Source organism: Bradyrhizobium sp. Leo78 (assembly GCF_059512425.1).
The window spans coordinates 151,077-165,511 of the sequence record NZ_JCAMOT010000013.1; the positions used below are offsets into that span (position 1 = coordinate 151,077).

A 14,435-nucleotide genomic window follows, 5' to 3' on the forward strand; every position below is an offset into this window, starting at 1 on the left:
TAAGACTACGTTCGCCCTAGGTGCGCTTGCGCGTGATCGAAGGCTCTTCGAAGTCTGTCCGGCGGATCTCGTTGAAGAGTGCTTCAGCGGCTGCCGATAATGTGCGACCGCGCCGACGGATCAGATAGATCGGACGAGAGATCCGTGGCGCTTGCAGAACTCTGACGCCAAGTGTCGGACGCTCGAACTGGTGGAGGCTAAGCGACGGAACTATTGTGATGCCCAGACCCGCTTCCACCATGCCGGCAAGCGTCGCCATGTAATTCGCTTCGAGATGGGCTTTTAGTTTCACGCGCTCAAAGGCGGCATCGAGAGCGCGGCGAACACTACTGTTGCGTGTCAGGTGAATAAACGGATAGGACGCGATGTCAGCGGCAGCGATCTTCTTTTTCGCCAGCAATTCATGGTCTTTGCGGCACACGAGGTAGAAGTGATCGGTTGCCACGACCTGCCCGTCCAAGTCCTCTGCACCGTCAAGTGTCGACAGGGCAAAGTCAACGTCGCCGTTGCGTACCAATGATACGCACGTCTCCGCTATTGCATCGGTCAGCGACAACTGAACGTTTGGATGCCGGGTTGCAAACCGTGATAGTATTTTCGGCATCCAACCGGCAGAGACCGATGGCAGTGCCGCGATCGACACCCGGCCCCGGCGGCGCGCCGCCCGGTCGCGGAAAATCTGAATAACGTCGGACAAATCCGCGTGCAACTGATGAGCGAAAGGCTCGAAGACCTCACCATCGGGAGTCATTTCGACCCTCCGCGTGGTCCGGTCGAACAGTTTGGCTCCTAACGCGTGTTCGAGCGACGAAATGCGGGTGCTGAACGCCGACTGCGACAGCCCGCATCGCGCGGCCGCCCGGGTGAAGTTTTTTTCCTGAGCGAGGGTGAGGAAGATATTGAGGTCCTGGCTCGTTATATTCATAGAATCGATCAATCATTATGATCTTTCGATTTATCAGATTTGTGGCCCGCAAGTAAGCTTCCTTCACAAATCGTAGGGAGCAGGGGTCACCATGGTCGGACCGTCTCGCAGGTCGTGGTTGGGCGGTGTGGGTGCGCTGTCTCTGGCCGCGTCGTGGCCCAGGAGATCGTGGGCGAACGATAAGTTCCCGTCACGGCCTGTCACGCTGATCGTTCCGTTTCCGGCCGGCGGAACGGCCGATACCACGTTCCGCGTACTGGCGACTGCCGCGGCAGGGCACCTCGGCCAGCCGATCGTCGTGGAAAACCGTCCGGGGGCCAGTGCCACGCTAGGTGCGGTTGCGATGCTGTCGGCGTCGCCCGATGGCTACCGTATCGCGGTCACTCATTCGGCGGTTCTGCGAGTCCAACTCATGCAGAAGACGCCCTATGACGCGTTGCAGGATTTCACGCCGATCATCCAGATCGGCGCTTTCAACGTCGGCATGGTCGTTCGCCAGGATTCACCGTTCAAGACCTGGGGCGACTTTATCGCCGAGGCCCGCAAGCGGCCCGAGGAAGTCAACTATGGGACGAACGGTCCGGCGACCGCGCAGAACCTCGCGATGGTCCAGGTCGCCGACATCGAGAAGATCAAGCTGATCCATGTGCCGTTCAAAGGAGACTCCGAGGGCATCGCCGCCTTGCTCGGCGCCCACATCGACGCCCACGCGGGCGGCACGATCCTCGGCGATCTGGTCGACAACGGGCAGGCGCGCTGGCTCGCGGTCTTCTCTGACGAGCGGTTGAAGCGTTGGCCTGACGCGCCGACCCTCTACGATCTCGGCTACGATGTGACCGCAGCGAGTCCGAACGGCTTGATTGGTCCAAAGGGAATGCCACAGGAGGTGGTCCAGCGGCTGCACGACGCGTTCAAACTGGCGCTTTTTGATCCGCAACATGTCGCGATCCAGGAAAAGTACGGGCAGTCGATCCAATATCGAGATGGCGCCGATTTTGGCGAGGTGATCAGGAAGAACTTCGAGATCGAACGTGAGAAGATCCGCCGCGCCGGCCTTCTGCGGTCTTGAGCGACTTCAAATCCAACAGGTGAAGAATGCAGGTTGGCGTCGAAATTGGCGGGACATTTACGGACCTCGTCTGGGTGGACGAGAAAGGCGTAGTCTCCGTCGGCAAGGTTCCATCGACACCGAGCCAGGTCCACAAGGCAGTTGAGAACGCCGTCGATCAGGCTGCCGTGCGGTTAAAGGAGGTGACGCGCTTCTCGCACGGCTCGACGATCGCCACCAACGCGCTGATCACGCGGCGCGGCGCGCGCACCGGGCTTCTTACCACCAAAGGCTTTCGCGACATCACCGAAATCGGCCTGCACGATCGCGTTGGCAACATCTATACGGCTTTCTATCACAAACCCCGCGCACCGGTAGAGCGGCGCTTCATCCGCGAGATTCCTGAACGCATCGACGGGCGCGGCAATGTGGTCGAGGCCCTCGATGAAGAGGTGGCACAACAGGAAATCCAGTTCCTCCTCGACAGCGGCGTGACGTCGATTGCGATCTGCCTGTTGCACGCCTACCGCAATGGCGTTCACGAGGATCGTTTGCGCGAACTCATTCTCTCGATGAGCCCCACAACGCGCGTCGGCTGTTCGAGCCGCGTATCGCCTGAATTCCGTGAATACGAGCGCACCGTGACGACGGTGGTCAATTCCTTCGTCTCCCCGGTGGTCGTTGACTACGTCGATCGGCTGGATCGCGGTTTGACCGATCGCGGCTGCAGCAGCGGCTTGCAGATCATGCAGTCGAATGGCGGCATCATGCCGGCGGAAGCGGCGGGCGACAACGCCGTGCGCATGCTGCTGTCGGGGCCGCAGGAGTTCAGGCCGCCGCATGGTTCGCACGCCGCAACGGCATCAAAGACATCATCACGATCGATATGGGGGGTACCAGCACGGATGTGGCGGTCGCGCCGATGCTGGAGCCGCGGGTCGTACAAGAGCTTATGGTCGACGACCTGCCGATCCGCACGACCGCGCTTGACATGGTCACGGTCGGCGCCGGCGGCGGTAGCATCGCGGCGCTTGATTCCGGCGGCTTCCTCAATGTCGGGCCGGCCAGTGCAGGAGCCGAACCAGGACCGGCATGCTACGGCCGCGGCGGCAAGCTGCCGACCGTGACAGACGCGCAGTTGATCGCCGGACTGCTCCGGCCATCGCACTTCTTTGCAGGCAAGATGAAGCTCGATGTCGGGGCCGCGAAAAATGCATTCGCGTCGCTGAAGGTGCCGGGCGACCTCAGGCATAAGGCAGATGCCGTGTTGCAGATGGTCAACAGCAACATGGCGGCAGCGGTTCGTCTTGTCTCGACCGCGCGGGGGATCGATCCGCGTGACTTCACGCTCGTGGCTTATGGCGGTGGCGGCCCGCTGCACGCCGCGACAGTGGCGGACGAGGTCGGCATGAACCGCGTTCTTGTTCCGTGGTCGCCGGGCATCACCAGCGCTTTCGGCCTGCTGATCGCCGACCTCAAAGTCGACTTCATCAAGGCGAGATTGCAGCCCTTGACCGCCGAAACGCTCGCCGAGATCGGCGTAGCCGATCTGGCCGCGACATGTGACGGCTATGCCGCGAGCCTCGGCTTGGCCGCTGGCGGCTACGACGTCCAAATGGGACTCGATCTGCGCTACATGGGCCAGGGATTCGAGTTGACGGTCTGGACGGACGTGGCGCGGGCAAGCCCGTCGGAATTGCGTGCCATTTTCGAGAGCCTGCACCGCGAGCGCTACGGCTACACGCGATCGAACCTGCCGGTTCAGATCGTCAATGCGCGGGCGCGGCTTACCCGCAAGAACAAGCTCAACGTTGTTACTCCCAAGGGAGATCCTGGTCGGAACGGTACGCGCGAGACGTGCGACATCGTCCTACAGGGCAAATCCATTACCGCGACCTTCATGGATCGTTCTGACCTTGATTTCGGCGAGACAATCACGGGCCCGGTTATTGTCGAAGAGCCAACGACCACGACACTGGTGCCACCGGGCTGGATGGCGCGCTGCTGCGAGAGCGGCGATCTGCTGCTGGAGAAAAAGTGATGTTCGGCGAACAGACCAAGCTCGCGATTCTCGCCAACGCGATCCGTGCAATCGCGAACGAGATGGGCGCGATTCTTGTCCGCTCTGCGTTCTCGACCATCGTTCGCGAAGCCCGCGACTGCTCGACCGCGATCCTTGACGCGCGCGGCAACGTGGTGTCGCAGGCCGAAATGATCCCGATCCACAATGGCGGGTTGAGCGAAGCGTTCAGGGCGTCGGTCGCGCAACTCGACATCTCCGGGATCGGGCCCAACTCCGCGATCCTGCTCAACGATCCCTATGCCGGCGGCCAGCATCTCAACGACTTCATCATCTTCCAGCCGGTGTTCGCCGATGAGGTCCTGATCGGATGGGTCGGCAATACGGCGCATCATCTCGACGTCGGAGGCGGCGGCGCCGGAATCAACATTGATGCGACCGAATTGCTGCAGGAAGGCATTGTCATTCCGCCGCTGCTGATCGATGTCGAAACGGACCTGATGGGCGGCGCGATCGACCGCCTGATCTTCGCCAACGTTCGGACGCCAGAAGTCGGCCGCGGCGACTTCTACGCTCAGATTGCCGCCAATCGGACCGGCATAGAGCGTCTCCAGCAACTCGCCAAACGTCACGGATACGATCTGGTGGTCCGCGCGATGGCAGAGACGCTCGATTACACGGAGCGCCGCATGCGGGCGGCCATCGCGACGATTCCGAACGGAACGTGGACCGGCGAGGCCTGGATCGACGCGGACGTACGTGGCGATACTCCGCTAAAGGTTGTTGCGACCGTTACGGTCGGTGACGGAGCCATGGTGCTGGACTTCGCCGGTACGGCGCCGGAGGTGCACAGCATGTTCAACAGCTCGAAATCCTCGTCGATCGCTGCGGCGATCTCGGCTGTTCGCTGCCTGCTTACTGACAAGGACATTCCGGCCAACGATGCCTGCAATCGTCTGATTGATATCAGACTGCCCGAGGGCACGATCGTCAATCCGACGCCCGGCCGACCGGTGCGTGCCCGCATCGCCGTGTCCTATCGCGTGCTTGATGCGATACATGAGGCGCTCGGAAAGGCGATTCCGGATCGCGTTCCCGCGCAGGGCTTCAATTCCACCACCGGCCTTTACCTCGTGCAGGAGCGGCCGAACGGCGGCACCCGCATCTACGCGGACGTGCTTGGCGGCGGCTATGGCGGTGCGCCGGACTACGACGGCGCGCACGCGCTCGCCGGCGTCTTGTCATCGAGCCGCAATACGCCGATCGAGTCGATTGAGCAGATCCACCCTCATATCCGCATGCTGCGTTATGGCCTTGTTCCGAATTCCGGTGGCGCGGGGGAATGGCGCGGTGGTCTAGGCTTTACGCGCGCCATCCAGGTGCTGGAGGATAACGTCGTCCTCAGCTACTACTCGGAGCACTTCCTCTATCCGGCACGCGGCAGGATGGGCGGTGCCGATGGAGCCCTCGCATCGTTGAAGGTGATCCGTGGCAAAGACGTCATCGACTTGCCAACCACGGCGGTCATGACCCTGCAGAAAGGGGATATCGTTCAGCTCACCGTCGGCGGCGGCGCCGGCTGGGGCGATCCTGCGAAGCGCCCGGTCGAACTCGTTGAGCGTGACCTCGAGCAGGGGCTGATCACCACGGAGTTTGCGATAAGACATTACCCTCAGGCTTTCAAGCCCGCGCACGTTGCCTGACGGGAGGGTCTCGCATGTTCTACCGTCCCGAACGCACTCTGACGACCGACGCTGCTGCTATCGACCTTATGTCGGAGCTCGGCTTCGCGCTTCTGGTTTCGACCGAAAACGGTGAGTTGCATTTCTCCCACATCCCGGTGCTGGTTGATGTGAAACACGGTGCGGTAACCCACATCCGCGGTCATGTCGCGCGCGCCAACGAGCATTGGAAATCGCTGGAGCGCCAGCCGAAGGCGGTGTTCGTCTTCAACGGCCCGAATGCGTACGTGTCGGCTCAGTGGTACACGAAGGAATGTCCGGCGGCGCCGAGCTGGTCGTATGCGGTGGTCCATGCCCATGGTGACGTCCGCCTGCTCGACCGCGCTGGGCTCGATCAGGTTGTCGATGACCTGGTGCGTGTCAATGAAAGCCGCTTTCCCACCCAGTGGTCGATCGCGGACTACAGCCCGCAGCGCCGCGCCGCCTTGATGCCGCACATCGTTGGGTTCTCGATGGCAGTGACGCGGCTCGAACCCAAATTCAACATCAAGCGGCACTACAGTGACGCCGACAAGCGCGGCGCCATCGCGGGGCTCATCGAGACCGGCAAGGATGATGCCCGACAGATCGCGGGACTGATGGCTGAGACGCTCTCGGTGCGGGGTGATCGCCCAGCTAACGACATTCTTGACAATTATTCAAAGGGCTAGCGCCGAGCTCGTTCTGAACGACCACGGGTCCGTCGAACGACTAAGCCTCGACGAGCAGACGGAAGAACCGTCGATCAATCCGTACGGAAGACAGGTTGTCGCGCTGAGGACAACGAATAGCGAATAATGAGTCCCGCAGCATGTCCAACTCGGGACGCCCCAAGATTGTGAAATCCTATTCCAGAATTCGCTCGAACTATGAAGTCTATTTTCAGCTCGAAGCTCCTATAAGTCCTCGATACGCAACCGAATTGCGCAACGGCGTTGCTAGTCTTTCCACAAGGCAGAAATGTCGCGTGGAGCGAGCAACAGGAAATGCGAACGATTGGCTTGATCGGCGGAATGAGTTGGGAGAGTACCGCCGTCTATTATCGACGGCTCAATGAACAGGTCCGAACCCGGTTGGGCGGGCTTCACTCCGCCGAAATCCTGATGAGGTCGGTCGATTTCGATGCCATCGTCAACCTGCAGAAGCAGGGACGCTGGGACGAAGCGTGCAGGATTCTTGCAAATATCGCCCGCGAGCTGGAGGAGGGCGGCGCCGGCTGCCTCCTGATCTGCACCAACACCATGCACAAGCTCGCGGACGAGGTGCAGCGGGCGGTATCGATCCCGCTGTTGCATATCGCCGACGTTACCGCCAGCGCGATCAAGGCCGGCGGATGCAAGCGCCCGTTGCTGCTGGCGACACGCTACACCATGGAACAGGACTTTTATGTGCAGCGGCTGCGCGAGCAGTTTGCGCTCGATCCGATCATTCCCGACGAAACAGATCGCATCGCCGTCCATGACATCATCTTCGATGAGCTATGCCAAGGCGTCGTCAGCGAGCGGTCGCGCCGCCGCTACCTCGATGTTATCGCGCGCGGAAAGTTAAACGGTGCCGACAGCGTGATCCTCGGTTGTACCGAAATCTGTCTGTTGGTCGGACCGCAACACATTGATCTTCCAGTGTTCGACTCGACGATGCTGCACGCCGACGCTGCCGTGGATTTCTCCATGACGAAACAAGCGTCTCATCCGCGTGCAGCGCAGGGAATGAAATCCTGAAGTGGCACCGATCTTGCCTGAAAATCAGCGAGCCGCGAGTAGGTTTGTAAGGAAGTGAGTGAAATGGCTCTGACTATCGATGCAGTGAAGCCCGTTCTCGATCACGCCGTCATTAATGTGATGGGGAAGCTCGACGAGGCGGCCGCGCAATATGACCGGCTCGGCTTCAAACTGACGGAACGTGGTCATCATTCGCTCGGCTCGAGCAATAACCTCGCGATCTTTGGCGAGAACTACCTGGAACTGCTCGGATATCTGCCGGGGAACGAGACCAGGCGCGCCGACCTGTGGGCACATCCGCCCGGGTTGACCGGGCTGGTGTTCAAATCGGTCGACCCCGACCTTGTCTTTGCCGCCTTGAAACAGCGCGGCATTCCAGCGGAAGAGCCGATGAGCTTTTCGCGCCCGGTGTCGCTTCCAGGTGGTGCGCAGGACGCGCGCTTCAGGGTGGTTCGCGTCAGCGGCGAAGAGGTGCAAAACGGCCGCACTTTCTTCTGCCACCACGATACTCCGGAACTGGTCTACCGATCGGAATGGCGTGCGCACCCGAACGGTGTCACCGACATCGTCGAATTCGTCATCGCGTCGAAAGCGCCGTCGCGCACCGCTGCCCTGTACGAGCGGGTGTTCGGCGCGCCTTTGCTCACTGAGGTACCTGGCGGCGTATCGTTCCGTGCCGGCACCGCCATCATCCGTGTACTGGAGCCGTCGGCAGTTGCCGAACGCTATGCCGGCGCAGCGCTGGTCGACGAGAACGGCTCGGATCGTATGGTCGCCCTGGTGTTCAAGGTGCCTTCGCTCGAGGCTGCGCGGACGGTGTTCGAGAGGTCGGGGATCGGTTACCGGCCCTATGTCGACGGGATCATCGTCAGCCATGCCGACGCAGCCAATGTGGCGCTCGGGTTCACGGCGCCATGATGATCGATTTCACCGAGAGCTTCGCCTTGGACTATGCGGGCGCCCGCGCCAAGTTCCGCGCGACTGCGGCCGAACTGGGTGGCGCGCTTTCCGACTATCGTCATCCGACCCTAAAGACGCCTGACGGCCAGGATCTCGTGGTCGACGTCGCGCGGCTCGGCGATGCCGCCGCCCCGTCGCAGTTGATCGTGATCAGCGGTACGCACGGCCTTGAAGGTCTCAGCGGCTCTGCGGCACAGATCGCCTGGATGAAAAGCGCTCAAGGGCGCGCGCTGCCGCCTCGTGTCTCCGTGTTGCTGGTGCATGCGATCAATCCCTATGGTTTCGCGTGGGGCACTCGCACGACCGAGAATAACGTCGATCTCAACCGCAATTTTGTCGATCACGAGGCGCCGCATCCTGCCAATCCCGGCTACGCAACGCTGTACCCGGATCTGGTCCCGGACGATTGGACGCCGCCCGCCCTTCAAGCCTATGCCGCAGCGCTCGATCGTTTTCGTGCCGCGCATGGCGATGATGCATTGTTCAATGTGCTGGCGAGCGGGCAGTATGACTTTCCCAATGGCAATAATTTCGGCGGCGTCGCTCGCGAGTGGTCGAACGTTACGCTGGAGAAGATCGTCATCGATCATCTCGGCAAGGCTGAACGTGTCGGTTTCATCGATTGGCATACCGGGATCGGGGGCTGGGCCGAATCGTTCTTCCTTTGCTTCAACGACGAAAACGGTCCGCTGCACGCCGAGGCCGTGCGCTGGTGGGGCAAGGAGCGGATCATCGGCCAGCGGCCACACAATATGGCGCGGCCGAACTATCAAGGGCTGGTGTTCCACGGCCTGACGACATTCCTCGGCCGCCGGCCGATGGTCGGCGCGGTCGTCGAGTTCGGCACCCGCGGCGTCCATGTCCGCCGCGCGCTGCAACTCGATCTATGGCTCAAGTTCAAGGCCGAACGCGACAGCGAACGGGTGCGGCTCTTGAGAGCCGATCTTCACGACTGCTTCGTGCCGGTATCGGCCAATTGGCGCGAGCAGACCACCGAACAGGCGATCTCGATAACTCAACAGGCGATCGACGGACTGGCGACCTGGTCGCTTGCCGCGGCGGCCTAACACGGAGCTGAATGACAAGATGCGTGCCGTAATCCTTCGCGAACATGGCGACAACGACAAGCTTCAATTCGTGCCGGATTATCCAACGCCGAAGGCGGCGGAGGGTGATGTCGTCGTACGGGTCAAGGCCTCCTCGATCAACTACCACGATGTGTTCACCCGCCGCGGCATGCCCGGCATCAAGGTGCCGCTGCCGGTCATCATCGGCCTCGATGTGGTCGGCGAGATCGCGGAGCTTGGCCCGGGCGTCACCGGCTGGAAGGTCGGCGATCGCGTACTGATCGATCCGGTCAACCGCGTCGAGGGCGGCCTGATGGGCGAGACCCAGGACGGGGGCCTCGCAGAATATTGCCGGGCCAAGGCGCACCAATTGGTCAGGATTCCCGACAATGTCGGCTTCGAGCAGGCGGCGGCGCTGCCGGTGGCTTACGGCACTGCGATCCGCATGATGAACACCATCGGCAAGATCAAGCCGGGCGAAAAAGTGCTGATCCTTGGCGCGAGCGGTGGTGTCGGCGTCTGCTGCGTGCAACTCGCTAAACTGGCGGGCGCCTATGTAATCGCTTGTGCTGGCAGCGAGGAGAAGGGGCGGCGGCTCAAGGAGCTCGGCGCCGACGAAATCATTCTCTACACGCAGACCGATTTCATGAAGGCAGTCTTCGAGCGCCACGGCAAGCCGCATCGCCGGCGGTTCGTCGAAGGCGGCGGCGTCGACGTCGTCGTCAATTTTACCGGGGGCGACACTTGGGTGAAGTCGCTTCGCTGCCTGAAGCTGGGGGGGCGTCTGCTGACCTGCGGCGCCACGGCCGGGTATGCGCCGACCGAGGACATCCGTTTCATATGGACCTTCGAGCTACAGGTCCTCGGCTCCAACGGCTGGGAGCGCGAGGACATCGAAAAGCTGTTCGATCTGGTGCAGGCGGGCAAGCTGCAGGTCCTGATCGACAAGTCCTATCCGCTCGAACAGGCCAAGGAAGCCGTGCGCGTGATCGAAGATCGGGCGGTGTTCGGCAAAGTCGTGGTGACGCCGTGAGCAAGACAGAAGTCACGACCCTTACCGCCGCCGACATCCAGAAGATGCTGGATGTCTCGCCGTTCAATCTGTTCCTCGGCCTGACCGTCATTGACGCCGATCCGGTCAAGCAGGAAGTCACCATGCGCTCGGCGATGCGTCCGGAATTCGAGCGTCGTCCCGGCTCGAAGCAGTGGCACGGCGGCGTCATCGCTTCTGTCATCGACACTGTCGGCGATTTTGCCGTTGGCATGATGGTCGGACGGGGCCTGCCGACCATCAATTTCCGCGTCGACTATCTCAAGCCTGCGGTCGATACGGCGCTGGTTGCAGTGTCACGCGTGCGCCGCGCCGGCAAGAGCGTCGGCGTCGCTGATGTCGACGTGTTCGACGAGAAAGGCTCACTGCTCGCGATCGGAAGGGGCACCTATTCGACGCTGGATGCAAAGTAACAGCGGGAACGGGGCAAACGGGCGCTGCAATAAAAGCCCGTTCGACGCAATCATAGAGGGGCTACACGATGAGCAGGTTTTCGAGACGCGACTTTCTGATAACCACGGCGGGTGCGGCGCTCGCATCAGGCATGGCCGGACCTGCGCTGGCTGGGCTCGAAACGCCAAAGCGTGGCGGCACACTGATCGGTACCTGGGGCGGCTTTGAGCCGCAATCCCTGTTCGTGCCGCCGGGCGGCGGCTCAAGTCCATACTTCACCTCGACCAAGGTACTGGAGCGCCTGATCCGCCTGACGGTCGATTTGAAGTTCGAGCCGGTGCTGGCCGTCGACATCAAGCCATCGGCCGACTTCAAGAGCTATACGATCAAGCTGCGCGAGGGCGTCACCTGGCATGATGGCAATTCCTTCACTGCCGAGGACGTCGTTTTCAACGCGATGCAGTACTGGAAGCCGATCTCGGCAGGGGTCTCGCTCGACGCGCTCGAAGGCGCGGAGGCCGCGGACCCGCTCACCGTGGTGCTGAAGTTCAAGGCGCCGGTCCCTGAATTCTTCCTCAAATCCGTGCTAGCCGGCAAATCCGGTTTGGTGATCCCGAAGCATATCTATGCCGGCAGCAACATCATCACCAATCCGATCAACAACGCGCCTATTGGTACGGGCCCGTTCAAAGTCAAGGAATGGGTGCGTGGCAGCCATGTCGAGTATCTGCGCAACGAGAAATACTGGAATCCGGGACTGCCGTACCTCGACCGCCTGGTCATCCGCTGGTGGCGCGATCCGGCGTCACGGGCTGCTGCTTTCGAGGCGGGCCAGCTCGACATCGGCACCTTCAATCCGATCCCGATGCCGGACATCGCGCGGCTCACCTCCGGCGGCAAGTTCGTTGCCGAGACCAAGGGTTATTCGAACTCGGCCTGGGTGACGACGATCGAGTTCAACCAGCGCCGCGAGATCTTCAAGAATCAGGAGGTGCGGCAGGCCCTGATGCAGGCGATAGACCGGCAGTTCATCGCCGATACGGTGTTCTTCGGCCGCGCCCGTCCCTCGATCGGCGCGGTGGCGAGCTCGAATTCCATCTTCTTCACCAAGGACGTCCAGGACTATCCGTTCGACGTCAAGAAAGCAGGGAAGATTCTGGATGCTGCAGGTTTCCCGGTGAAGGGCGGCTCGCGCTTCAAGCTCAGCCTGGTTTCAGCTGGCTGGTTCGAGGAGAACATCAAGATCGGCCAATATGTGAAGCAGGCGTTCGAGGACCTCGATATCACCGTGGATCTCGCGGTGCCGGATCGTGCTACCTCGCTCAAGCGGATCTACAGCGACTACGACTATGACGTCGCGATCTCCAACAATTCCGGGAGCGTCGAGCTGATCCCGAGCACGACGCAATATTACACCACCGACGGCATCGTGAAGGGTGCGGCGTTCCGCAACGCCACCGGCTATTCCAATCCGAAGCTCGACGAGATCGTTGCCAAGATGACGGTCGAGACCGATGAGCCGAAGCGCATCGCGCTGGCCAAGGATTTCGATCGCCTGGCCACGATAGAGGCTCCGCTGCTTCCCATGGTCGATCTGGAGCCAGTGACGATCGTCCGATCGGACGTCCGCAATCATTCAGCTACCGCCGACTTCATGGGGGAAAGCTGGGCCGAACTCTGGCTCGATCGCTAGATAAGGGAGCATCGACTTGAACCGCATCGTGCTTCGCCGATTGGCTCAGGTAATCCCGCTAGTCCTGGCGGTGATCGTGCTCAACTTTGTGCTGATCCATCTCGCGCCGGGCAGCCTGTTCGACGTCATGACTGCCGAGCAGCAGATCTCCGATCCGGCGATGCTGGATCAGCTCCGTCACACCTACGGCGTCGACCAACCGACCTGGGTACAGCTCGCGAAGTATATCTGGTCGGTGATGCGGCTCGATCTCGGCTTCTCCTACCGGCAGAATGCGCCGGTCCTCAACGTGATCATGGACCAGCTGCCGGCCACCGTGATCCTGATGCTGGCGGCTACTTCGGTGGCACTGCTGGTGGGCGTCACGGCGGGCGTGCTGGCGTCCGTCAAGGTCAACACGATCTGGGACAATTTGATCTCGCTTGCCGCAGTGTTCTTCTTCGCCGCGCCAAGCTTCTGGCTCGGCATCATGATGACGGTGCTGTTCGCAGTCAAACTCGGCTGGTTTCCGGTCGGAGGCATGCGGACGATCGGAGCCGGCAACGGCGCGTTCGCCGATGCGCTCGATGTCATGCACCACCTAGTGCTCCCCGCGACGGCGCTCGGGTTGTTCTATGCCGCAACCTATGCGCGGGTGATGCGGGCCTCGATGCTGGAGGTGTTCCGGCTCGACTTCGTCCGCACTGCGCGCGCCAAGGGGCTCTCGCCGGCACGCGTTGTGCTCGCGCATGTCATGCGCAACGCGTTGCTTCCGATCGTGACGCTGCTCGGCCTGCAGCTCGGCACCATCCTGGGCGGCTCCGTCGTGATCGAGGCTGTGTTCAGTTGGCCTGGCATCGGCAGCCTGCTGTTCGACAGCGTGATGAGCCGGAATTTTCCGATGGTGCTTGGCGTACTCGTGCTTGGCTCGCTGCTCGTGGCCGTCGCCAACGCAACCGTTGACTTGCTCTATCTGCGGCTCGACCCGCGCATCCGGGCGAGGTAGGCGGATGCTTAATCTCGCGATCGATTTCACCCGCCGTTTCGCGCGCAACCGCGCCGCGCTGATCGGTCTTCTGCTGGTCATTGTCGTGGTCGGCGTCGCCCTGGCGGCGCCCTGGTTGTTTCCGCGCAATCCCTTGCGCATCGTCGGCCGTCCCGAGATCTGGCCCTTTGTCAATTCGCGCTACCCGTTGGGCACCGACTCGCTTGGCCGGGACATCGCGGCGATGATCGCCTACGGCGCGCGCACGACGTTGTTGATCGGGCTATGCGCGAGCCTGACAGCGACTCTGATCGGCATCACGATTGGCGCCACCGCCGCCTATTTCGGTGGCTGGATCGATGAAATGCTGATGCGTTTCACCGAGCTGTTTCAGACCATTCCGAATTTGATTTTCGTGCTGACCATCGTCTCGATCCTCGGCCAGAAGATTGAGTATGTCACGGTCGCTGTCGGCATCGTCACATGGACTCCAATTGCGCGACTGACGCGGGCGGAATTCATGGCGCTACGCGATCGCGAGTTCGTGCAGGCCTGCCGCGCCATGGGCATGGGAAACTTGCGCATCATGCTTGGCGAGATCCTGCCGAATGCGCTGCCGCCGGTGATCGTGCTGTCTTCGCTCGTGATAGCCGGCGCCGTGTTGTTCGAATCCGCAGTGTCGTTCCTCGGGCTCGGCGATCCCAACGTCTCAAGCTGGGGGCGGCTGATCGGCGATGGCCGGACCCCGATCCGCACCTCCTGGTACATCTGCGCCGTGCCGGGCCTTGCGATCATGATCACGGTGCTGGCGCTCAACCTGGTTGGCGATGGTCTCAACGATGCGCTTAATCCGAAACTCAGGGATCGTTGAC

13 protein-coding genes and 1 pseudogene are annotated in these 14,435 nt (G+C 61.6%); 13 read left to right on the forward strand and 1 reads right to left on the reverse strand.

Annotated elements, in window-relative coordinates; genetic code table 11:
• Positions 1 to 16 precede the first annotated feature (16 nt).
• Positions 17 to 937, reverse strand: coding sequence for a LysR family transcriptional regulator (locus AC5ZG1_RS18875; RefSeq protein ID WP_208819525.1), 921 nt, complete (start codon positions 935 to 937; stop codon positions 17 to 19).
• Between the two features lie 79 nt (positions 938 to 1,016).
• Between AC5ZG1_RS18875 and AC5ZG1_RS18880 the strand changes: the two genes are divergently transcribed.
• The 13 genes and pseudogenes from AC5ZG1_RS18880 to AC5ZG1_RS18940 all read left to right on the forward strand — a co-directional run bounded on the left by AC5ZG1_RS18880 (position 1,017) and on the right by AC5ZG1_RS18940 (position 14,434).
• Positions 1,017 to 1,994 carry a Bug family tripartite tricarboxylate transporter substrate binding protein gene (locus AC5ZG1_RS18880; RefSeq protein WP_496133728.1) on the forward strand — a complete coding sequence of 326 codons (978 nt, stop codon included), beginning with the start codon at positions 1,017 to 1,019 and terminating at the stop codon, positions 1,992 to 1,994.
• Positions 1,995 to 2,020: 26 nt separating this feature from the next.
• Positions 2,021 to 3,396: pseudogene (locus AC5ZG1_RS18885) on the forward strand (hydantoinase/oxoprolinase family protein); the annotation flags it as partial.
• Positions 3,397 to 3,609: 213 nt separating this feature from the next.
• On the forward strand, positions 3,610 to 4,014 hold the full coding sequence (locus AC5ZG1_RS18890) for a hypothetical protein (RefSeq protein WP_496133740.1): 405 nt from the start codon (positions 3,610 to 3,612) through the stop codon (positions 4,012 to 4,014).
• Positions 4,014 to 5,696, forward strand: a complete 1,683-nt coding sequence (locus AC5ZG1_RS18895) for a hydantoinase B/oxoprolinase family protein (protein WP_496133729.1) — start codon at positions 4,014 to 4,016, stop codon at positions 5,694 to 5,696. Before AC5ZG1_RS18890 ends, AC5ZG1_RS18895 begins: the two co-directional genes overlap by 1 nt.
• A gap of 14 nt (positions 5,697 to 5,710) precedes the next feature.
• Positions 5,711 to 6,385 (forward strand): FMN-binding negative transcriptional regulator, encoded by a 675-nt coding sequence (locus AC5ZG1_RS18900; protein ID WP_496133730.1) that lies wholly within the window; start codon positions 5,711 to 5,713, stop codon positions 6,383 to 6,385.
• Between the two features lie 315 nt (positions 6,386 to 6,700).
• Complete coding sequence (locus tag AC5ZG1_RS18905; protein ID WP_028161985.1) at positions 6,701 to 7,435, forward strand: aspartate/glutamate racemase family protein; 735 nt, start codon at positions 6,701 to 6,703, stop codon at positions 7,433 to 7,435.
• 63 nt (positions 7,436 to 7,498) lie between these two features.
• Positions 7,499 to 8,353, forward strand: coding sequence for a VOC family protein (locus AC5ZG1_RS18910; RefSeq protein WP_496133731.1), 855 nt, complete (start codon positions 7,499 to 7,501; stop codon positions 8,351 to 8,353).
• On the forward strand, positions 8,353 to 9,462 hold the full coding sequence (locus AC5ZG1_RS18915; protein WP_496133732.1) for a M14 family metallopeptidase: 1,110 nt from the start codon (positions 8,353 to 8,355) through the stop codon (positions 9,460 to 9,462). The genes AC5ZG1_RS18910 and AC5ZG1_RS18915 overlap by 1 nt, the downstream gene beginning before the upstream one ends.
• Positions 9,463 to 9,481: 19 nt before the next feature.
• Complete coding sequence (locus AC5ZG1_RS18920; RefSeq protein ID WP_456641179.1) at positions 9,482 to 10,495, forward strand: quinone oxidoreductase family protein; 1,014 nt, start codon at positions 9,482 to 9,484, stop codon at positions 10,493 to 10,495.
• Complete coding sequence (locus tag AC5ZG1_RS18925) at positions 10,492 to 10,926, forward strand: PaaI family thioesterase (RefSeq protein ID WP_496133733.1); 435 nt, start codon at positions 10,492 to 10,494, stop codon at positions 10,924 to 10,926. Before AC5ZG1_RS18920 ends, AC5ZG1_RS18925 begins: the two co-directional genes overlap by 4 nt.
• A gap of 68 nt (positions 10,927 to 10,994) precedes the next feature.
• On the forward strand, positions 10,995 to 12,599 hold the full coding sequence (locus tag AC5ZG1_RS18930) for an ABC transporter substrate-binding protein (protein WP_496133734.1): 1,605 nt from the start codon (positions 10,995 to 10,997) through the stop codon (positions 12,597 to 12,599).
• Between the two features lie 16 nt (positions 12,600 to 12,615).
• Positions 12,616 to 13,584: an ABC transporter permease gene (locus AC5ZG1_RS18935; RefSeq protein ID WP_456641177.1), complete on the forward strand. Its 969-nt coding sequence runs from the start codon at positions 12,616 to 12,618 to the stop codon at positions 13,582 to 13,584.
• 4 nt (positions 13,585 to 13,588) lie between these two features.
• On the forward strand, positions 13,589 to 14,434 hold the full coding sequence (locus AC5ZG1_RS18940; RefSeq protein ID WP_496133735.1) for an ABC transporter permease: 846 nt from the start codon (positions 13,589 to 13,591) through the stop codon (positions 14,432 to 14,434).
• Position 14,435 lies beyond the last annotated feature (1 nt).